Annotated in this window: 15 protein-coding genes; 8 read left to right on the top strand and 7 right to left on the bottom strand. The window is 59.1% G+C overall.

The genetic code is table 11. From position 1 onward, the window contains the following. Nucleotides 1-489 carry a TIGR00645 family protein gene (locus AB4N82_RS14095; protein ID WP_005791582.1) on the bottom strand — a complete coding sequence of 163 codons (489 nt, stop codon included), beginning with the start codon at nt 487-489 and terminating at the stop codon, nt 1-3. Between the two features lie 165 nt (nt 490-654). On the opposite strand from AB4N82_RS14095, the gene AB4N82_RS14090 reads away from it, so the two are divergent. Next, the gene (locus tag AB4N82_RS14090; protein ID WP_081797591.1) at nt 655-2,478 is read left to right on the top strand and encodes a hypothetical protein; all 1,824 of its coding nucleotides are present in this window, start codon (nt 655-657) and stop codon (nt 2,476-2,478) included. Nucleotides 2,479-2,484: 6 nt separating this feature from the next. On the opposite strand, the gene AB4N82_RS14085 is transcribed toward AB4N82_RS14090, so the two are convergent. Both AB4N82_RS14085 and AB4N82_RS14080 read right to left on the bottom strand, forming a co-directional pair. Further along, complete coding sequence (locus AB4N82_RS14085; protein WP_032884774.1) at nt 2,485-2,802, bottom strand: PA4575 family protein; 318 nt, start codon at nt 2,800-2,802, stop codon at nt 2,485-2,487. Nucleotides 2,803-3,100: 298 nt separating this feature from the next. Continuing rightward, nucleotides 3,101-5,539, bottom strand: a complete 2,439-nt coding sequence (locus AB4N82_RS14080) for a Lon protease family protein (protein ID WP_032884683.1) — start codon at nt 5,537-5,539, stop codon at nt 3,101-3,103. Between the two features lie 267 nt (nt 5,540-5,806). Between AB4N82_RS14080 and AB4N82_RS14075 the strand changes: the two genes are divergently transcribed. The 5 genes from AB4N82_RS14075 to AB4N82_RS14055 all read left to right on the top strand — a co-directional run bounded on the left by AB4N82_RS14075 (nt 5,807) and on the right by AB4N82_RS14055 (nt 9,784). After that, complete coding sequence (locus AB4N82_RS14075; protein WP_027605327.1) at nt 5,807-6,295, top strand: DUF3015 domain-containing protein; 489 nt, start codon at nt 5,807-5,809, stop codon at nt 6,293-6,295. A 92-nt stretch (nt 6,296-6,387) separates the two neighbouring features. Then, nucleotides 6,388-8,241: an Lnb N-terminal periplasmic domain-containing protein gene (locus AB4N82_RS14070; protein WP_122765305.1), complete on the top strand. Its 1,854-nt coding sequence runs from the start codon at nt 6,388-6,390 to the stop codon at nt 8,239-8,241. Nucleotides 8,242-8,394: 153 nt separating this feature from the next. Continuing rightward, nucleotides 8,395-8,700, top strand: a complete 306-nt coding sequence (locus tag AB4N82_RS14065; RefSeq protein ID WP_032884681.1) for a chorismate mutase — start codon at nt 8,395-8,397, stop codon at nt 8,698-8,700. Between the two features lie 159 nt (nt 8,701-8,859). Continuing rightward, nucleotides 8,860-9,216 carry a hypothetical protein gene (locus tag AB4N82_RS14060; protein ID WP_032884679.1) on the top strand — a complete coding sequence of 119 codons (357 nt, stop codon included), beginning with the start codon at nt 8,860-8,862 and terminating at the stop codon, nt 9,214-9,216. Nucleotides 9,217-9,286: 70 nt separating this feature from the next. Further along, a complete protein-coding gene (locus AB4N82_RS14055; protein WP_122765304.1) occupies nt 9,287-9,784 on the top strand; it encodes a GreA/GreB family elongation factor in 498 nt (165 codons plus the stop codon). Here AB4N82_RS14055 and gdhA read toward each other — a convergent pair. Together gdhA and ettA are read right to left on the bottom strand one after the other, a co-directional pair. Continuing rightward, nucleotides 9,781-11,118, bottom strand: coding sequence for an NADP-specific glutamate dehydrogenase (gdhA, locus tag AB4N82_RS14050; protein WP_032884677.1), 1,338 nt, complete (start codon nt 11,116-11,118; stop codon nt 9,781-9,783). The genes AB4N82_RS14055 and gdhA overlap by 4 nt on opposite strands. A gap of 348 nt (nt 11,119-11,466) precedes the next feature. After that, nucleotides 11,467-13,131 carry an energy-dependent translational throttle protein EttA gene (gene ettA, locus AB4N82_RS14045; RefSeq protein WP_032884676.1) on the bottom strand — a complete coding sequence of 555 codons (1,665 nt, stop codon included), beginning with the start codon at nt 13,129-13,131 and terminating at the stop codon, nt 11,467-11,469. Between the two features lie 285 nt (nt 13,132-13,416). Between ettA and AB4N82_RS14040 the strand changes: the two genes are divergently transcribed. Beyond that, nucleotides 13,417-17,268, top strand: a complete 3,852-nt coding sequence (locus tag AB4N82_RS14040; protein WP_122765303.1) for a sensor domain-containing protein — start codon at nt 13,417-13,419, stop codon at nt 17,266-17,268. A 221-nt stretch (nt 17,269-17,489) separates the two neighbouring features. After that, the gene (gene glyA, locus AB4N82_RS14035; protein WP_032884674.1) at nt 17,490-18,743 is read left to right on the top strand and encodes a serine hydroxymethyltransferase; all 1,254 of its coding nucleotides are present in this window, start codon (nt 17,490-17,492) and stop codon (nt 18,741-18,743) included. A 184-nt stretch (nt 18,744-18,927) separates the two neighbouring features. Here glyA and yjiA read toward each other — a convergent pair whose 3' ends face one another. After that, nucleotides 18,928-19,887: a GTPase gene (gene yjiA / locus AB4N82_RS14030; protein ID WP_122765302.1), complete on the bottom strand. Its 960-nt coding sequence runs from the start codon at nt 19,885-19,887 to the stop codon at nt 18,928-18,930. A gap of 147 nt (nt 19,888-20,034) precedes the next feature. Continuing rightward, nucleotides 20,035-20,232: a YbdD/YjiX family protein gene (locus tag AB4N82_RS14025; RefSeq protein ID WP_003176208.1), complete on the bottom strand. Its 198-nt coding sequence runs from the start codon at nt 20,230-20,232 to the stop codon at nt 20,035-20,037. Between the last annotated feature and the right edge of the window lie 4 nt (nt 20,233-20,236).

Here is a 20,236-nt window from a genome sequence, read left to right as displayed (position 1 = left end):
TCAGTGCTTGGTGAGCTTGTCCAAGTAGCCCATGGCAAAGGCCGAGACTACGAAGGTCATGTGGATGATCACGTACCACATCAGGTGCTGGGGATCGACGTTCTTGGCGTCCATGAAGATGCGCAGCAGGTGGATCGAGGAAATCGCCACGATGGACGCCGCCACTTTCATCTTCAGCGACGAAGAGTCCATGGTGCCCAGCCAGTTGAGCTTTTCCTTGTTTTCATCGATATCCAGCTGCGACACGAAGTTCTCGTAGCCGGAAATCATCACCATCACCAGCAAGCCACCCACCAGCGCCATGTCGATCAACGACAGCAGCAGCAGGATCACTTCCGCTTCCAGCATGGTGAAAATGTTGGGAATCACGTGAATGATTTCCTGGAAGAATTTCAGCGCCAGGATCAATAAACCCAGGGATAACCCCAGGTAGATCGGCGCCAGCAGCCAGCGTGAAGCGTACATAGTGTTTTCGATAAAGCGTTCCATGGGGTCTCACACAGCTTGGCTAAAAATGGCGGCGAGTATACCAGCCGCTACAAGACACCTGTAAGCGCGAGAAAACTGACCCAGGCGGCATCTGTAAGAGAATTTTTCTGCTAGTGTCGAGCCCATCTCAACTCGGCTCGATGACGTCGGACAGGAAAAACTCAGATGATGGATGTGCGATCCCCTTTGGCCAGCATTGGCCTGTGCGCGGCATTGCTGCTGGCCAGCGGCTGCTCCCCCAGCGACGAGCAGAAGCAGACGACCCTCGAAGAGAAAACCGCCAAATTCGAACAGTCCCTCGACAGCATCCAAGACCCCAAACTGCGTGACGCCGTCGCCGACCTCGGCGGTTCGCTGCTATTGCTGGAACGGGCGCGGGTCAAACTGGCCACCAAGCCCATCGAGGCCGAGTACGGCGAAGACAACCTGGCCCTGCTCAAGCACTACCCCACGCCCCAGGCGCTGGTGGATACCTATATCAATGGCCTGTTCGTACTGCGCAAGACTTCACACTCCGACTACCTGACGGATTTGCAGCCGGTCTTCCCGTTCAGTTTCAACATGCCCGACCAATTCCCCTTCCCCCATGGCCTGGAATGGCAGTCGGTCACCTTGAGCAACAACAAAGTCATCCCCTTCCAGCCGGAATGGTCGGAGACAGACCCCGGCATTCAGTTAAGCCCCAGCAGCTCCAACCTGACCAACCCCGATGACCTGACGGTGACCTACCCCTTCATCGACGGCATCGAGACGGAAAACAAGAGCCAACCCCAGCCTGTCACCCTAAAAGGCGCGGTCGAAGTCATCGCGCCGGGCAAGGTGCTGACGTTCGACCTGTCGAAAAAGGACGTGGGTCACAAACGCACTGAGGGCAACATCACCCTCAATTTGCTGCTGCTGGAGAAGAACTACGCCGAAATCGAGCTGACCAACAGCGAGCCACTGGCCCCGCAAGTCGGCGACGAGTCGCCAAACCCTCTGCTGGTGCAGGCGCGCGACACTACCGGGCAATTCCTCACACGCTCAGGTTCGATCAACGAAAGTGCCGCGCAAGTGGCGTTCTACGAGAAACAGTTGGCCGAGATGCAAAAGCAGAAGGCCTGGTCGGAGGGATTCGAAAAACAACTGACGGATGAACAGAAAGCTTTCGAGCATAAGCAGGGCAGTCATTACGCCAAGGTGTATTTCAACGGCCTGATCGATACCCTGCAGGTCAACGTGATGGACTTTTCCACGGCGTCCGTTACCCGCAAGGACCTCGACTTGCCGGTGTTGCGCTTCGACAAAAACAGCCTGGAAAAGACCGTACAAGCCTTGCCGATGCCGGTCACCGTGTACGACGACAGCGCTGCCAGCTGGCTCAAAGACTCGGCAATGACCGAAGAACAACTGAAAAACAGCGTCAGCATCAGCCAGTCTGTCGAAGACGCCAGTGCCGCGCATATCGTGTTCGACCACCCGTTCACCTTTAATGACGACCTGGTCGGTGCAGAGCGCAACAGCAGCGAATCGCCGATTACCTTTTTTACGGCGGACGAAAAAGGTGAGCGCGGCGACCCCATCGAGCTGCCGACCGAAGCGTTCGAGCTAAATCCGGCCCGTGGAACTCTCACCTACGACCTCACCCTGTTCCCGGAAAACCCGGCGTTTGTGGTGGGCTCAATCCCGCTGTTTTTGGCGACTATCGAGAAAGGTGAGTTAGACGTGGCCAAGCTGCCCAAGGGCTTGTCGCTCAAGGACAATGCGCTGATCGTCGATCAGAAAGAATTCCCGGCCGACAGCTGGCGCTTCTATGCCAAGGACGCCAGTGGCCAGTACCTCAAGGAAATCCTTGGGGTGAGCCACCGCGCCGAGGAATACGGCACGGCGATGTTTGACGTGCATTATTTCTACGGCCGACCGACCGCACTGGAAAGCTACCAGCGCACCGACCTGAACACCGTGCAGTACGGCTTCGAGGTCAAGCTGGACAAGCCCGACAGCAAGTGACCGCCACTACAGCGCAAGCGGCTCATGGTTGCCATTGAGCTGCCGCAGATGGGCTTGCATATGCAGGCACCAAATCTGTGGGTCGCCCGCCACTTCATAGCCGTGCATGGTCAGGCTATCCACAATCGATTCCAGGATGGTTTGCGCCGCAAAAGGCCCATGAAACGGGCCTTGGGACTTGATGGTGGACGGCTGTTCACCGGACATTCCGGCGGCAAATAACAAGGTCCACATCCCGTTATCCCCCGCGAGAGGGCGAATGGAGCATTCGATACGGGTGACCAGGCCAAAGCACTGGCGGGTAAGACAAAGGTTGCGCGGCATGGCGGCGACCCTCGGCAGATCGGTGTTCAGCCCGGCCTGGGGCAAGGCTGTTTCTATCCAGCGACTCCTGTGAATATCCCTAAAGCAGAGAATAGAAGAAAAACCCGACAAACCAAGGCCGTAGGGACCAACGGACATTAGTCCCTCAGAAGGAAGTCAATTTAGTGACGCAACCAGTTCCAAATGTGAAAGGGGGCTTGCTCCCGATGCAGTGTGTCAGTCGACATTTACATGACTGACCTATAGCAATCGGGAGCAAGCCCCCTCCCAAATGTTTACCCCGGCCTGGCCTCAGAACTCAGGTGGGCTTGGCTTCGGCCAGCGCCTGCTGCGCCAACTCCTTCTCCGCCTCTTTCAAGTCTTCCTCGCTGATCATCTCGGCAATCGCACGCAAACGCTCGACCACTCGCGCATTGACGGTCCCTTCCGGGAACTGCCCTTCGGCGTCCGGCTCACCCGCGTCTTCACCCACCAACAGGCTCAACGCCTCATCGGCCTGGCGCACCGCGTAGATATGGAACTGCCCGGCGCGCACAGCCTGCAAGACCTTCTCATCAAGCATCAACGTAGCAACGTTGGCCTGAGGAATGATCGCCCCTTGCTCACCGGTCAAACCGCGCGCTTCACAGAGACGGAAGAAGCCTTCGATCTTCTCGTTGACCCCACCTACCGCCTGCACTTCACCAAACTGGTTGATCGAACCGGTGATGGCAAAACATTGCTTGAGCGGGGTTTTCGACAGGGCCGAGATCAAGGTGCACGCCTCGCCCAGGGACGCACTGTCGCCATCCACATAACCGTAGGACTGCTCCAGCGCGATGCTCGCCGAAATCGCCAGTGGGAATTCCTGGGCATAACGGCTGCCCAGGTAACCCGTGAGGATCATCACGCCCTTGGAGTGAATCGGCTGACCTAGGTTAACCTCACGTTCGATGTCGACAATGCCGCTGCCGCCCGGGTACACCGTGGCGGAAATCCGCGCCGGTACGCCGAATGCCGAGTCACCGACTTCCAGCACCGTCAGCCCGTTGCACTTGCCCACGGCCGCACCGGCGGTGTCGATCAGGATCACCCCGGCGAGCATGTCATCCAGGATCCGTGCCGACACGCGGCCGGTACGGGTGGCCTTGGCTTTGAGGGCGCGCTCGATATGGCCGGCATCGGTCATCTCATCGCCGGCCAGGTGGCGGATAAAGTCCGCCTCGCTCACCAGTTGAAACAAGTCACCAATACGCGCCGACAAACGGCCCTGATGCTCCGCCAGCCGCGCGCTGTAAGTCGCCAGCCGCGCCACCGCGTCCGACGTCAACGGCGCCATGCCCTCTTCCGATGTTCGGGTTTTGAGCAACTGGGCGAACTGCTCCAGGCTTTCGTCGACCATCGGGATGTCTTCGTCGAAATCCACCAGCACCCGGAACATCTCCTGGAAGTCCGGATCGGCGTCCTGCAACGCGTAGTAAAGCTGGCGCGAACCGATAATGATCACCTTGACCTGCAACGGAATCATTTGCGGGTTGAGGGTCACGGTAGCCAGACGGCCCAGCTCGCCCAGAGGCGATTCCATCTTCAACTTGCGCGATTGCAGGGAGCGCTTGAGGGCGTCCCACACGAACGGCTCGCTGAGCATTTTTTCGGCTTCGAGGATCAGGAACCCGCCATTGGCACGGTGCAAGGCACCCGGTCGCAGTTGGCGATAGGTGGTGTAGAGCGCGCCCTGGTCGGTGCTGTATTCGATACGGCCAAACAGGTTGTCGTACGTCGGGTGCGGTTCAAACACCACTGGGGCGCCGCCGTTGACCGGGTGCCCAACCACCAGGCTCGGGCAGTATTGCTCTTCGAGCAGCTTGCGGGCCTGGGCGTCGGTCTTGGCGTCGTCGACCAATTGCTCGACCACAGTTTTCAGCAGGTACACCTGCATCGCCTGCAAGTAACCGCAGACAGCTGCGTTCTCGGCGTATTTTTCCGACAGTGGCGCAAGCAAAGGTTGCAGGGCCAAGGTGATGGTTTCTTCGTTGAACTGGCGCAGTTGGTTGTTGGACTCACGCTTCCACTGCGGCAGGCTGGCCAACTCCTCGTTGAGGCGCTCTTCCAGCTCGGAAATATCTGTGTGGAAACGCTCGCGATCTACTTCCGGCAGTTGCGAAAACTCGGCTTCGTCCAGCGCCTTACCGTCGAGCATCGGCGTGAACGCGATGTTGGAACTGTCGCGGTACAGCGCCACGTCCTTTTCCAAAGCCAGGCGTTCGATCACATCGAGGGCCTTGTCGTAACGCTGGTTGAACGCGCGGTCGATGGCGCTTTTGCGCTGTTGATAAGTCGGGTGCTCAAATACCGCCGGGAAGGTGGCCACCAGGTTGTCGACCAAGCCGTTGATATCGGCAATGAACGCCGCCGCAGCACCGCCTGGCAGTTCCAGGGCGCGTGGTTCGCGGGGCTCATCGAAATTATTCACATAGACCCAGTCCGCCGGGGTCTGCAGGCGCTTGCCTTCGGCCTTCAGGTAGCGTTTGACGAACGAGAAGCGACCGGTGCCCGGCTCGCCCATGACAAACACGTTGTAACCGGGGCGTGGCATGGCCACACCGAACTGCAACGCTTCAACTGCGCGTTCCTGGCCAAGCACACCGCGAAAGGGCTCCAAATCATTGGTGGTCGAGAAGCTGAACTGTTCAGCGGAAAAAGGACGAGTCAGCGCTTCGGGCGCTAGACGCAGGCTGGCAGCAACAGGATCAGGCATCGGGCTTCCTTACATCAGGCGGGGCAGATGACGGCATTCTGGCTCCCCGTTGCGCGCTCTGGCAAGGCGAGCCTTTGTGAAAGCGTAGACACCGAATGAGTCCTACAAAAAAATCGCGACATCTCTGATTGTTTTATAAAAACACACGGAACCCTTGGAACGTGCCTAAACTCCAAACTGCGCGGGTTGGACTAATAACCGATCCCTAGGGCGCTATGAAGTGCCTGAACCCTTGTCCATTGGTTTGCACACAAAGAGAACAAAGCTATGAAACGGATCCTTCTCGGTACTCTCTTCACCGTCGTCTCCCTCAATGCAATGGCTGAAGCACCAGGTGGCCCGAACTGCGGTTGGGGCAACATGTTGTTCGAAGGCCAGCGCGGCACTCCGGCTCACTTCCTGGCTTCCACCACCAACGGTACTTCGGGTAACGCCACCTTCGGCATGACCTCGGGCACCAACGGTTGCAGCACCAACAGCGCGCTGACCTACGGCGGCAAGTCCTGGATTGCCATGAATGGCATGATGAACGAGCTGTCCGAAGACATGGCCAAGGGTAATGGCGAAGCACTGACCACTTACGCGGTGGTACTGGGCGTTGCTCCGGAAGATCGCGAACACTTCGCTGCAGTGGCTCACGAACACTTCCAGCAAATCTTCAGCAAGGCCGATGTGACCGCTGAAGACGTACACAACAACACTCTGGCTGTACTGAAAGGCGATGCCCGTCTGGCGAAATACGCTACCCAGGCTTAAGCTCGACCTGCCCGCGCCTCCCCAGGCGCGGGTTTTATTTTTGGACCCGCTTCCCCTTTGGGTCTCTCTAATTTCCGACTTAAGTTGCCCCTATGCTCAAACGCTTTGCCTGGATGGCACTCTTCGCCTGCGCCCCGCTGTACGCAGCACCGCACCTTGATGATCAACGTTTGCAGCAATTGGCCAACGATCCGTTCTGGCTTTCGCTGGGCCATTACGAAGCCGGCAAAATCAGTGGCTGGCGCAGTTATGTCAGCGAGCAGAAATTTTTCCTCGCCCCCGATGGTGCCCATCACCCGGATGCCGAACTCAAGGCCACCGTTGAAGCACTCTATGCTCCGGCCAGCCTGGGTGAAAAACACGCCCAATGCGTCTACCCCGCACGTACCCGCTGGTTAAAGGATCAGTTGCACCTGACTGACCTGCCCGCCGTGGACTGCACCGAATTCAAGCAATGGTTCAAGGACGTCTCGCCCCATAGCGCGGTGATGATTTTCCCGGCGGCCTACCTCAACAGCCCGTCCTCGATGTTCGGCCACACCCTGCTGCGTATCGACCAGGCCGACGTGCAGAGCAACAAGACCGCGCTGCTCAGCTACGCGATCAACTTCGGCGCCTATATAGAAGGCTCGGACAACAGCATTCTCTACGCCTGGAAAGGCCTGATGGGCGGCTACCCCGGTCTGTTCGCGCTGGTGCCTTACCAGGAAAAACTCTCCGAGTACCGCAGCCTCGAAAACCGCGACCTGTGGGAATATCGCCTTAACCTCACCCAAGTCGAGACCGAGCGCATGGTTGAGCACGTGTGGGAGCTCAAGCAGATCCAGTTCGACTATTTCTTCTTCGACGAAAACTGCTCCTATCGCCTGCTGGAACTGCTGCAAGTGGCCCGCCCCGGCCTGCGCCTGACCGAGCAATTCCCGCTGACCGCCATTCCTACCGACACCGTCAAGGCAGTGAAGGACGCGGGCCTGGTCGAGAAGATCGACTACCGACCGTCCCGCGAGCGCGAGTTGCTGGAGCGCGCAAAGCCGCTGGACAGCGACGAGCAGCAATGGGTGCTCAAGGTCAGCGATGACCAGCAGCAACTACAAGAGCCTGCTTTTAAAGCGTTACCCCGCGAACGTCAGGCCCTGATCATCGACGCCGCCTATCGCCTGGGCCGCTACCGTGCCAATGGCCTTGAACGGGACACCACACGCTCCCAACGCAGCTTCGAACTGCTGCGCGCGATCAACCAGAACCCCGCGCCCGATCTAAAGATCACGCCTCCCGGCCTGCCGGAAAACGGCCATGAGTCGCGTACCTGGCAAGCTGGCATCGGCACCCGGGGCGACAAAGCCTTCGGTGAATACGGCCTGCGCATGGCCTACCACGACCTCAACGACAACGCCGAAGGCTTCCCCCTCGGCGCCCAGATTGAAATCCTGCAAATGAAACTGCGCCAGTACGAAGGTAACCACTGGCAGTTGCAGCAACTGGACCTGGCTACCATCCGCTCCCTGACCCCGCGCAACGCCCTGCTGCAACCCTGGTCCTGGCAAGTCACGGGCGGCCTGGAACGCGTGCCGGGCAAACACGACGACGAAACCCTGGTCGCCCACGTCAACGGCGGCGCTGGCGGCACCTGGCAACTACGCGACGACATGCTCGGCTTCGCCCTCGGCACCGTGCGCGTGGAACACAACAACGACTTCAACGAAGCCATCTCCCCCGCAGCCGGCTTCAACACCGGCGTGCTGTGGAAAAACCCGCTGGGCAACTTGAGCCTGGAAGCCAAGGGCGATTTCTTCACCAATGGTGAAGTGCGGCGCAGCATCAGCCTCAACCAACAGTGGGAACTGTCCCGTAACCTGGGCCTGCGCCTGAGCGCACAGCGCGAGTACAGCCACCTGTCGACGCCAGTGAATGAAGTGATGCTTGAAGTGAAGTGGTATCACTACTGACCAAAGCCTGGCGAAAATCAAAAATGTGGGAGCGGGCTTGCCCCCGATGGCAGTGTTTCAGTTAAGTATTGACTGACTGACACTCTGCTATCGGGAGCAAGCCACCTCCCATATTTTGTTAGCATTGCCCGCACAATCAGGAGTTCACTCGACATGGCCGTTACCTGCACCACCCTTGAAGACGTTCGAAACAACATCGACCGCCTCGACCAGCAAATCGTCACCCTGCTGGCCGAACGAGGCCGCTACGTATCACAGGCAGCACGCTTCAAAAAAGACACCGATGGCGTCAAAGCCCCACAGCGGGTTGAGCAGGTGATCACCAAGGTGCGGGAATTATCGGAGACCGTGGGCGCAAACCCCGAGGTAACCGAGCAGGTCTATCGCGCAATGATTGCGGCATTCATTGAGCAGGAATTGGCGGAACACAGGGCTTTGGCGAACAGCCAGGCCACATAGTCTTTTGTGGTGAGGGAGCCCAGCTTCCTCATCACCGGTTCGGCACTCACCGACCGATCTCATCGTGCTCCACACCTTTCTCACACCCCTTTCACACCTCCCCGACAAATCCCTATCTAGACTTCCCCTATCAGCCGTTAAACGGCCAGGGAGCAAGCAATGTGGCGGTATGCAGTAATACTGTGTGCGATGGTGTGGCTGGCGGGTTGTCAATCGACTCATCAGGAATTGCTGGCCAGAGGTTATCCACCGGCCTTCGCCGATGGATTTGACGATGGCTGCAGCAGCGGTCGCCAGGCCGCCGGGGTGATTTCCGGGGAGTTTCGCAAAAATGTCCCGCGCTACCTTAAAGACCGGACATACGCCGAAGGCTGGGAGGACGGCTTTCGCCAGTGCAAGGCCATGCGTGAAAACGAAGAACTGCGCGACTACAAGGACAATCACTGGGACGACCGTGAGCGCGCCTGGCAGCACGAGAAGGATCGCGATGCCGCTCGGGCCTATCGCTCGCAATAGGTCGCTTTCAGACATCCATCGAAACTAAAGCGCAGCGAACATGGCCCAAGCTCCATAGAGGGAGAACGTCATGAGCCGAGCTTTTGTAAATGAGGATAACGCCGCCGCCCAAGCTGATCAGCCAGTGGAGCGTCAGGTCAGTGAGCAACCCAATCACTTGACCGCGCCAGGGCTGGCGCAGTTACAGGCCAAGGTTGCGCAGTTGAAGGATGAGCACAGTGCCGAATCTGCCAAGGGTGAGCAGGCCGATAAGCAGCGCCAGGCCGATCTTGAGCGGGATTTACGCTACTTCAACCAACGCGTCCAGAGCGCCCAGGTCGTGGCGCTGGCCACCGGCACCGACAAGGTGCAGATCGGCAGCTGGGTGACCTTCGCCAATGAGCATGACGAGCAACAGCGCATACAGTTGGTCGGTGAAGACCAGGCCGACGCCAGCACAGGCCTGATCAACTGGGGTTCACCCCTGGGCCGCGCGTTGCTGGGCGCCCAGGTGGGTGATGAGGTGCTGTGGAAGCGCCCCGTTGGCGATCAGCTGATCGAGGTGCTGCGTATCGAAGCCGAGACCTAGACGATGCCTTGGGCCAGCATCGCGTCGGCGACTTTCACGAAGCCTGCGATGTTCGCGCCCTTCACGTAGTTGATGCGGCCGTTTTCTTCGCCGTAGTGCACGCAAGCGTGGTGGATCGACTGCATGATGTTGTGCAGCTTGCTGTCCACTTCACCAGCGGTCCACAGCAAGCGCATGGCGTTCTGCGACATTTCCAGGCCACTCACCGCCACGCCGCCGGCATTGGATGCCTTGCCCGGTGCGAACAGAATGCCCGCCTCGATAAAGATATCCACAGCCTCAAGCGTTGTAGGCATGTTGGCGCCTTCGGCCACGCAAATACAGCCGTTGCGCAGCAAGGTGCGGGCGGCGTCGGCGCCGAGTTCATTCTGGGTGGCGCATGGCAGGGCGATATCGCAGGCCAGGTCCCACGGCGTTTGCCCCTTGCGGAACTCCAGGCCGAAACGCTCGGCCAGTTCGCTGATGCGCCCACGCTGAACGTTTTTAAGCTCCAGCAGCGCCGACCATTGTTCCTCGGTCAAACCACTTTCGGCGTACAGGGTGCCTTCGGAGTCAGACAGGGAAATCACCTTGCCGCCCAGGTCCATAACCTTGCGCGCCGCGTATTGGGCGACGTTGCCTGAGCCGGAGACCGCCACACGCTTGCCCTCGACCCGTTTACCGTCGCGCTTGAGCATCTCTTCGGCGAAGTACACGCAACCAAATCCGGTCGCTTCCGGACGGATCAGACTGCCGCCGTAGGTCATGCCTTTGCCGGTCAACACGGAGGTGAACTGGTTGCTCAGGCGCTTGTACTGGCCAAACAGGAAGCCGATCTCACGTGCACCCACGCCGATATCGCCAGCCGGCACATCCACATCCGCACCGATATGGCGGTACAGCTCGCTCATGAATGCCTGGCAAAAACGCATGACTTCCGCGTCGCTCTTACCTTTTGGATCAAAGTCCGAGCCGCCTTTGCCGCCGCCCATTGGCAACGAAGTCAGGGAATTCTTGAAGGTCTGTTCGAAGGCGAGGAATTTCAGCACCCCCAGGTTCACCGACGGGTGGAAACGCAGGCCACCTTTGTAGGGGCCGATGGCGCTGTTCATCTGGATACGGAAACCGCGATTGACCTGGACCTTGCCGTGATCATCGACCCACGAAACCCGGAACGTTATCGCTCGTTCCGGCTCGCAGATGCGCTCCAAAATACCCGAGGTCAGGTAATGGGGATTGGCTTCAAGAAACGGCCACAGACTGCGTAGGACTTCTTCTACAGCCTGGTGGAATTCTGGCTGGTCTGGGTCGCGTTTTTTGAGGCGGGCAAGGAAGGATTCGACGGATTCGATCATGAAAAGTCTCGGCAAATTGATTGTTTTTAAGGGAGATTGAGCCGGACTTTATCAATTCATGTCGCACCGCGACAGGGCAAAATGTCGCTTTTGTGAATTTAAATGGTGCATTTGATATAAATAAACACAGGAAACAGGGGTTTTTCGCACTTAAAAGGGGATCTCAAAACCAGGTTGTGCACCAGTCGGGAAATAGCTATCGGGAGCAAGCCCCCTCCCACATTTTGGATGTGTTCACAAATCAAATGTGGGAGGGGGCTTGCTCCCGATAGGGCCATCAAAAACACTGCAAAACCCAGCGCAAAAAAAAGCGGAGCCCGAGGGCCCCGCTTTTTTCAACCAGCCGGATCAGGCCAGTTTTTTGTGCCGTACACGGTGCGGCTGGGCAGCAGCTTCGCCCAAACGCTTTTTGCGGTCCGCTTCGTACTCGGTGTAGTTACCTTCGAAGAACACCGCTTGGGAGTCGTCTTCGTACGCCAGGATGTGGGTCGCGACGCGGTCAAGGAACCACCGATCGTGAGAGATCACAATGGCGGCGCCCGGGAAGTCCAGCAGGGCCTCTTCCAGGGAACGCAGGGTTTCAACGTCGAGGTCGTTGGATGGTTCGTCGAGCAGCAGCACGTTGCCGCCCTCTTTCAGGGTCAGGGCCAGGTGCAAGCGGCCGCGCTCACCACCGGACAGGTCCTTGACGAACTTCTGCTGATCGCCGCCCTTGAAGTTGAAGCGGCCAACATAGGTGCGCGACGGAATTTCATAGTTGCCGATGCGAATCTGGTCAGAGCCGTCGGAGATTTGCTGGAACACGGTCTTGCTGCCGTCAAGGTCATCACGGCTCTGGTCCACACAGGCCAGCTGCACGGTTTCGCCGATCTCGATGCTGCCCGAATCCGGCGTTTCCTTGCCCATCAGCATGCGGAACAGGGTGGATTTACCCGCACCGTTACCGCCGATAACGCCGACGATCGCGCCTTTTGGCATGGAGAACGACAGGTTATCGATCAACACGCGGTCGCCATAGCCTTTGGAAACGTTCTTGAATTCGATGACCTTGTCACCCAGGCGCGGACCGGCCGGGATATAGATCTCGTTGGTTTCGCTGCGCTTTTGGAATTCCTGGGACTGCATTTCTTCGAAGCGTTGCAGACGTGCCTTGGATTTGGACTGGCGGGCCTTGGCGCCTTTGCGCACCCACTCCAGTTCTTCCTTCATGGCTTTTTCATGGGCCGATTGCTGCTTGGATTCGGCGGCCAGACGATCGGACTTGGCTTCCAGCCAACCGGAGTAGTTGCCCTCGTACGGGATACCGGCGCCACGGTCGAGCTCAAGAATCCAGCCGGCCACGTTGTCCAGGAAGTACCGGTCGTGCGTGATCGCAACCACGGTGCCCGGGAAATCGTGAAGGAAATGTTCCAGCCAGGCGACGGAGTCGGCGTCCAAGTGGTTGGTTGGTTCGTCGAGCAGCAGCATGTCGGGGGCCGACAGCAGCAGGCGGCACAGGGCCACACGACGCTTTTCACCACCGGACAGGAATTCGACCTTGGCGTCCCAAGCCGGCAAGCGCAGCGCATCGGCGGCGACTTCCAGTTGGCGTTCCAGGTTATGACCGTCACTGGCCTGCAGAATGGCTTCGAGCTTGGCCTGTTCGGCGGCCAGCTTGTCGAAGTCGGCATCCGGCTCGGCGTAGGCGGCGTAGACTTCGTCCAGGCGCGCCTGGGCGTTTTTGATCACGCTGACCGCTTCCTCAACCACTTCACGCACGGTCTTGGTTGGGTCCAGGATTGGTTCCTGCGGCAGGTAGCCGATGTTCAGTTCCGGCATCGGGCGGGCTTCGCCTTCGAACTCGGTGTCGACGCCGGCCATGATTTTCAGCAGCGTGGACTTACCCGAACCGTTGAGGCCGAGCACGCCGATTTTGGCGCCGGGGAAGAAGGACAGCGAAATATTTTTCAGGATTTCCCGCTTCGGCGGAACAACTTTTCCCAGCCGATGCATGGTGAAGACGTATTGAGCCATGGTGAACCTAGCGTCAGTGACTGATGAATTAAGCGGGCGAAGCCCGTGCCAAGCCATGCGCCGCGCGGGCCGTTGACTATCATCAATGCCAGCGAGCGAAAAAAGCCTGAGTATCTGGGGCTGGAACGCCCCCGCGTAACCGGCAAAGCTACCTCAATGCGCTTGGTCAGTCCAGCCAAGCAGGGCTGGCACTTTGCCACAAGTCAAGGCATGCTAGCCGCCCTCCGGGCGTCCGGCTTATAGTGCACGTCGCGCGCCAGTCCAGCCAAACCGCAGGATCACAGCTTGTCCAAAGTCACGCCGCCAACTCCCTTGCGCGCCGCTCATATAGCGCCGGGAGCGCCCCTGCACGGCACCCTCAAAGGCGCATTGGCGACGCTCGTCCTCATGCTGCTCGCCTTATTGTTCTGGCAACTGCTGGACCAACTGCAGCAAAACCAGAAAAACCAGCAGCAATACACCATCGACTACAGCGCCGACCTGGCTGAGCAGATCAGCCTGAACATGGCCCTGAGCGCAAAAATCGCCTTGAACCTGCTACCGATGGTCGAGCCGCCGCGCGACATTGAACAGCAACAGGCCCTGACGCGCACGCTGCAGCGCTCGCTGCCGGAGCTGCGCAGTATCGCCCTGCTCGCGCCCAGCGGCGCGATGATCAGTGACAGCGCCAACGACAGCCAGGACAGCGCCTGGCTGGAAGAACTGGTGCAGCGCAGCCACGGCCAACCGTATTACCTGAGCAATAACGAAGACGGCACCATCATCTATCTGCTGCTGCACCAGCCCAGCGGCGGCTCAAGAATGTACTGGGCGCTGCGCCTGGCACCTAACTACTTGGTCAACCTGACCCGCCAGGACAGTCAGGGCCAGCGCCCCATGTGGGCCATCGAGAACAGCCTGAACCACCGCGTCGTCAGCCGTGACAGTGGCATGCCGGCGCAATGGTCCAGCGCCCTGACCCCGGATGACTTGAATAAAAGCGTGCTGGTCACCCCCCTGAGCAAAAGCGACTGGCAGTTGCGCGGCATGTTTGACCGCGCAGCCGTGCTGGAACAACTGCTGCCGGCGTTTATCGGCAAATGCCTGTTGGGCCTGGCTTTCTCGCTGATCCCCGTAATCGTGCTGCTGAATATGCGTCGCCGCCAGCGCCAGGTGCATGAAGGCCGGCGGCGTTATCAGGATATTTTCGAAGGTACCGGCGTCGCCCTGTGCGTCCTGGACCTGTCAGGCCTGAATGCGTTTTTTGCCAAGACGCACTTGCAGACCCGCGAACACCTTCACGCCTGGCTGCAAAACAAACCTGAAGAATGCAGGCAACTGCTCGCCGAGCTGCGCATCACCGAGATCAACCAAGTGGCGGTCCGCCTGCTCAACGTGGACTCGTGCGAGAAGGCTTGGGAGCGACTGATCGATGATTGCCCACGCAACAGCACGTCCATCGGCCATCAAATACTCGAAGCGGTCCTGACCCAGCAGAGCCAGCTTGAACTGGAGATCCAGCTCAAGGATGTGCTCGGCAACGAGCAATACCTGTGGCTGGTGATGCGCCTGCCGGAGCAGCAGGACGATTTCAAGGCGGTGATCCTCAGCATCAGCGACATCACCAGCCGCAAGCTGATCGAACTGTCGCTGGTGGAGCGTGAGAGTTTCTGGTCGGACGTGGTGCGCACCGTGCCTGATCACCTGTATGTGCAGGACGTGGTCAGCCAGCGCATGATTTTCAGCAACCACCATTTGGGGCAAACCCTCGGCTACGTAAAGGCCGAACTGCAGCAAATGGGCGAGTACTTCTGGGAAATCCTGCTTCACCCTGAAGACGCCGAGTATTACCACGATTTGCGCCAGCAACAGCGCCAGGCCGGCTACGCGACGCAGTTGCACTGCCAGTTGCGCTTCCGCCATCGCAATAACCAATGGCGGCGCTTTGATATTCGTGAGCAGGCCCTGGCCCGTGATAAAACGAGCCAAGTCACCCGCATCATTGGCGTCGCCAAAGACATCACCGACCAGATCGAAGCCAGCGAATCCCTGCGCGACAGCGAACAGCGCTATCGCATGCTCGCCGAAAGCATCAGTGACGTGATCTGCTCCACCGACAGCAAACTGGCCCTCAACTACATCAGCCCGTCGGTCAGTGCGGTGCTGGGGTATGAAGTGGACTGGGTGTTCAAGAATGGCTGGCAGTCGATCATCGCCAACCCAGCGCAATTGGCGGGTATTTACAGCCTGATGGAACAGGTCAGCCGTGCGCTGGGCGACACCGATGCGCTCAATAAGCTGCGCGATGAAGTGCAGACCCAGCTGTTCCTGTTTGACTGCCTGCGCGCCGACGGGCGTAAAGTGCCGATCGAACTGCGCCTGGTACTGGTGTGGGACGAGCATGGCGCCTTCGAGGGCATTCTGGGCGTCGGCCGCGATATCAGCCAACAACGCCGTGCCGAGAAAGACCTGCGCATGGCGGCCACGGTATTTGAGCATTCCACCTCGGCGATCCTGATCACTGACCCGGCGGGCTATATCGTGCAGGCCAACGAGGCATTCAGCCGAGTCAGCGGCTACGAAGTGGCGGACGTACTCGACCAGTTGCCGAACATGCTGACCGTGGATGAGCAGCAGGAAGCCCACCTGCGCTACGTACTCAAGCAATTGCACCAGCACAGCACCTGGGAAGGCGAAGTGTGGCTCAAGCGCCGCAACGGCGAGCACTACCCGGCGTGGGTCGGCATTACCGCCGTGTTCGACGACGAAGGCGACCTCGCCAGTTACGTATGCTTCTTCAGTGATATCAGCGAGCGCAAGGCCAGCGAGCAGCGTATTCACCGCCTGGCGTATTACGACGCCCTGACCCACCTGCCCAACCGCACACTGTTCCAAGACCGCCTGCACACCGCGTTGCAGTCTGCCGAGCGGCAGAAGTCGTGGGTGGTGCTGATGTTCCTCGACCTTGACCGCTTCAAGCCGATCAACGACTCCCTTGGCCACGCCGCCGGCGACCGCATGCTCAAGGAAATGGCCACTCGCCTGCTCGGCTGCGTGGCCGAAGACGACACTGTCGCGCGCATGGGCGGTGACGAATTCACCTTGCTCCTGCAACCACGGGTCAGCCGTGAAATGGCGCTGAACCGCGCGATTCATGTGGCCGAACAGATCCTCGCCAGCCTGGTGAAACCCTTTGTGCTGGAAGGCCGCGAGTTCTTTGTGACCGCCAGTATCGGCATCGCCCTCAGCCCTCAGGACGGCAACGAGCTGAGCCAACTGATGAAAAACGCCGACACCGCCATGTATCACGCCAAAGAACGCGGCAAGAACAACTTCCAGTTCTACCAGGCCGACATGAACGCCAGCGCCCTGGAACGCCTGGAGCTGGAAAGCGACCTGCGCCACGCCCTGGAGCAGAACGAATTCGTGCTTTATTACCAGCCGCAGTTCAGCGGTGATGGCAAACGCCTGACCGGCGCCGAAGCCCTGCTGCGCTGGCGCCATCCGCGTCGCGGGTTAGTGCCGCCCGGGGACTTTATTCCAGTGCTGGAAGAATTGGGCCTGGTGGTGGACGTGGGCGACTGGGTGATCAGCGAAGCCTGCCGCCAGCTCAAGACCTGGCATCAAAACAAGGTGCGCGTGCCGAAAGTCTCGGTGAACATCTCGGCGCGGCAGTTCTCCGACGGCCAACTGGGCACCCGCATTGCCACCATCCTCAAAGACACAGGCCTGCCGCCGGCGTGCCTGGAGCTGGAGCTGACCGAAAGTATCCTGATGCGCGAAGTCAACGAAGCCCTGCACATCCTCGACAGCCTGAAAAACCTGGGCCTGAGCATTGCGGTGGACGATTTTGGCACGGGCTATTCATCGCTCAACTACCTCAAGCAGTTCCCCATCGATGTGTTGAAAATCGACCGCACCTTCGTCGACGGCCTGCCGTCCGGCGAACAGGACGCGCAGATCGCCCGGGCGATTATTGCCATGGCCCACAGCCTCAACCTGGCGGTAATCGCCGAGGGCGTGGAAACCCATGAGCAGTTGGATTTCCTGCGCGAGCATGGCTGCGATGAGGTGCAGGGTTATCTGTTCGGACGACCGATGCCGGCGAATCGGTTCGAGGCGCAGTTCAGCAATGATGCCCTCTTCATGTTCGACTGATCGTTTGTGGTGAAGCCACTGGCCTCATCGGGCGCAAGCCCCCTCCCACAGGGGAATGCGTTTCAAATGTGGGGGGACTTACCCCCGATTAGGCCGGCAATGACACCGCTCATCCCTAAGTGAATCCCACTTGTCCGCGACTTGATGTCCTTTCATATGCCATCTAAAACCCATTGGGTTAGAATGCCCTCCTTTTCTGCCCCCGATCCTTGAGGACCGCCATGTTCAGCCGTGATTTGACCATTGCCAAGTACGACGCCGATCTCTTCGCCGCCATGGAGCAAGAAGCCGTGCGCCAGGAAGAGCACATCGAGCTGATCGCTTCGGAAAACTACACCAGCCCTGCGGTCATGGAGGCTCAAGGTTCGGTTCTGACCAACAAGTACGCCGAAGGCTACCCAGGCAAGCGCTACTACGGCGGTTGCGAGTACGTCGACGTGGTTGAGCAACTGGCCATCGACCGTGCAAAAGAACTGTTCGGCGCCGATTACGCCAACGTCCAGCCACACGCCGGCTCCCAAGCCAACAGCGCCGTGTACCTGGCCCTGCTGCAAGGCGGCGACACCATTCTGGGCATGAGCCTGGCACACGGCGGTCACCTGACCCACGGCGCCAGCGTTTCCTCCTCCGGCAAGCTGTACAACGCCGTTCAATACGGTATCGATGCCAACGGCCTGATCGACTACGACGAAGTTGAGCGCCTGGCGGTTGAACACAAGCCAAAAATGATTGTGGCCGGTTTCTCTGCCTACTCGCAGATCCTGGACTTCCCACGCTTCCGTGAAATCGCCGACAAGGTTGGCGCCTACCTGTTCGTGGACATGGCTCACGTGGCCGGTCTGGTCGCCGCGGGCGTCTACCCGAACCCGGTTCCATTCGCTGATGTGGTGACCACCACCACCCACAAGACCCTGCGCGGTCCACGTGGCGGCCTGATCCTGGCTCGCGCCAACGCCGAGATCGAGAAGAAGCTGAACTCCGCTGTATTCCCAGGCGCCCAGGGTGGCCCGCTGGAGCACGTGATCGCCGCCAAAGCGATCTGCTTCAAGGAAGCACTGCAGCCTGAGTTCAAGACCTACCAGCAACAAGTGGTCAAGAACGCCCAGACCATGGCCAGCGTGTTTATCGAGCGCGGCTTTGATGTAGTGTCCGGCGGTACTGAAAACCACCTGTTCCTACTGTCGCTGATCAAGCAGGACATTTCCGGCAAAGATGCTGACGCTGCCTTGGGCAAAGCCTTCATCACCGTGAACAAGAACTCGGTACCGAACGATCCACGCTCTCCGTTCGTCACCTCGGGCCTGCGCTTCGGCACCCCAGCTGTGACCACTCGTGGCTTTAAAGAAGCAGAGTGCAAGGAACTGGCCGGCTGGATCTGCGACATCCTGGCAGACCTGAACAACGAAGCCGTGATCGACGCGGTCCGTGAGAAGGTCAAGGCCATCTGCAAAAAACTGCCGGTATACGGCGCTTGATTGCAGTTGCTTGAATAAAAAGCCCGGCTCTTGAGCCGGGCTTTTTTATGCCTGGTGTCCAACTTGAAATGAGATCAAGTGTGGGAGGGGCTTGCCCCCGATAGCAGTGTGTCAGTCACATATAGGTTTACTGACCCACCGCCATCGGGAGCAAGCCCCCTCCCACAGTTGACTGCATTACACATCAGGGTTGGTAGACTTTGGCAAAGCCTTCGCGGATTTTGTCTTCCGGCAATTCATCGGCAATAAACACGATCACACTCTCCCGCGCTTCCCCCTCGGCCCACTCGGTATCCCAGTCGAACCCGTAGAGCTTCAGCACGCCCTGAAACACCATACGGCGGTCTTCGCCGGCAATGTTCAGCACGCCCTTGTAGCGCAGCAGTTGCTTGCCGTGGTCTTCCAACAGCTCATTCATAAACTCGCTGAGGCGGTCAATATCCAGCGGCTGGTCGGTGCGCAGCACCAGGCTGGAAATACGGTCGATGGACGGCGCCTTGCTCACCGGGCGCAGGCTCATGCCGGCGTTTAGGTTGAAGCCGCGGACATCGAGCAGTTCTGCCAAATCAATCTTGCCGTGCTCGACCACACGAATCGGCGCGCGGCGGTTGATGCGGGTGAGGCGATCACTCAGCGCCTCGAAGGTGGCGTCGTCCACCAGATCACGTTTGCTCACCAGCAGGCGATCGGCAAAACCGATCTGGGCCTGGGCGATGGTCTGGATCAGGTGGTGCTCGGCGTGGGCCGCGTCCACCAGGGTGATGATGCCGTCGAGGATGTAGCGCTCGCGCAGTTCTTCATCGATGAAAAAGGTTTGGGCCACCGGCGCCGGATCGGCCAGGCCGGTGCACTCGATCACCAGGCGATCGAAGGCGATCTCGCCGCTGTCCAGGCGCTCAAGCAGCAGATAGAGAGCCTTGGTGAGGTCGGTGTGGATGGTGCAGCACACGCAGCCGTTGGACAGGGTCATGACTTGCACCGGTTCTTCGCCCAACAACTGGGTGTCGATACCGGCATCGCTGAATTCGTTTTCGATCACGGCGATTTTCAAGCCGTGTTCGGCCTTGAGCAGATGGCGCAGCAAGGTGGTCTTGCCGGCGCCCAGAAAGCCGCTGAGTACGGTCACTGGAATGGGAGAGGACAAAAAATTCTCCTTGAAGGAACACTGAAACAAATGTGGGAGGGGGCTTGCCCCGATAGCGGTGTGTCAGGCACTTATCTGTCACTGACACACCGCTATCGGGAGCAAGCCCCCTCCCACATTAGATCACCACCAGCCCGAACTAACGGGTCAGCAGCACTTGGGCCCACCCTTGCCGCCGTATCGGGCCTCCTGACGTTCCCGGAAGAACGCCTTGTAGTCCATCATCGGCTTGTCTGGGTGCTTGGTTTGCATATGCTCGACGTACGTGTCGTAGTCGGGCATGCCGACCATCAAGCGCGCGGCCTGACCGAGGTATTTACCGAGGCGACTGATGTCATTGAACATGTTT

The organism is Pseudomonas sp. H1_D04, from assembly GCF_054683855.1.
Note: the sequence above shows the minus strand (reverse complement) of the source record. Positions and strands in the feature narration are given on the sequence as shown.

Bases quoted from the DNA above. Each gene is read 5' to 3' on its own strand.
- AB4N82_RS14095 (WP_005791582.1), bottom strand. From the start codon at position 489: ATGGAACGCTTTATCGAAAACACTATGTACGCTTCACGCTGGCTGCTG.
- AB4N82_RS14090 (WP_081797591.1), top strand. From the start codon at position 655: ATGATGGATGTGCGATCCCCTTTGGCCAGCATTGGCCTGTGCGCGGCA.
- AB4N82_RS14085 (WP_032884774.1), bottom strand. From the start codon at position 2,802: ATGCCGCGCAACCTTTGTCTTACCCGCCAGTGCTTTGGCCTGGTCACC.
- AB4N82_RS14080 (WP_032884683.1), bottom strand. From the start codon at position 5,539: ATGCCTGATCCTGTTGCTGCCAGCCTGCGTCTAGCGCCCGAAGCGCTG.
- AB4N82_RS14075 (WP_027605327.1), top strand. From the start codon at position 5,807: ATGAAACGGATCCTTCTCGGTACTCTCTTCACCGTCGTCTCCCTCAAT.
- AB4N82_RS14070 (WP_122765305.1), top strand. From the start codon at position 6,388: ATGCTCAAACGCTTTGCCTGGATGGCACTCTTCGCCTGCGCCCCGCTG.
- AB4N82_RS14065 (WP_032884681.1), top strand. From the start codon at position 8,395: ATGGCCGTTACCTGCACCACCCTTGAAGACGTTCGAAACAACATCGAC.
- AB4N82_RS14060 (WP_032884679.1), top strand. From the start codon at position 8,860: ATGTGGCGGTATGCAGTAATACTGTGTGCGATGGTGTGGCTGGCGGGT.
- AB4N82_RS14055 (WP_122765304.1), top strand. From the start codon at position 9,287: ATGAGCCGAGCTTTTGTAAATGAGGATAACGCCGCCGCCCAAGCTGAT.
- gdhA (WP_032884677.1), bottom strand. From the start codon at position 11,118: ATGATCGAATCCGTCGAATCCTTCCTTGCCCGCCTCAAAAAACGCGAC.
- ettA (WP_032884676.1), bottom strand. From the start codon at position 13,131: ATGGCTCAATACGTCTTCACCATGCATCGGCTGGGAAAAGTTGTTCCG.
- glyA (WP_032884674.1), top strand. From the start codon at position 17,490: ATGTTCAGCCGTGATTTGACCATTGCCAAGTACGACGCCGATCTCTTC.
- AB4N82_RS14025 (WP_003176208.1), bottom strand. From the start codon at position 20,232: ATGTTCAATGACATCAGTCGCCTCGGTAAATACCTCGGTCAGGCCGCG.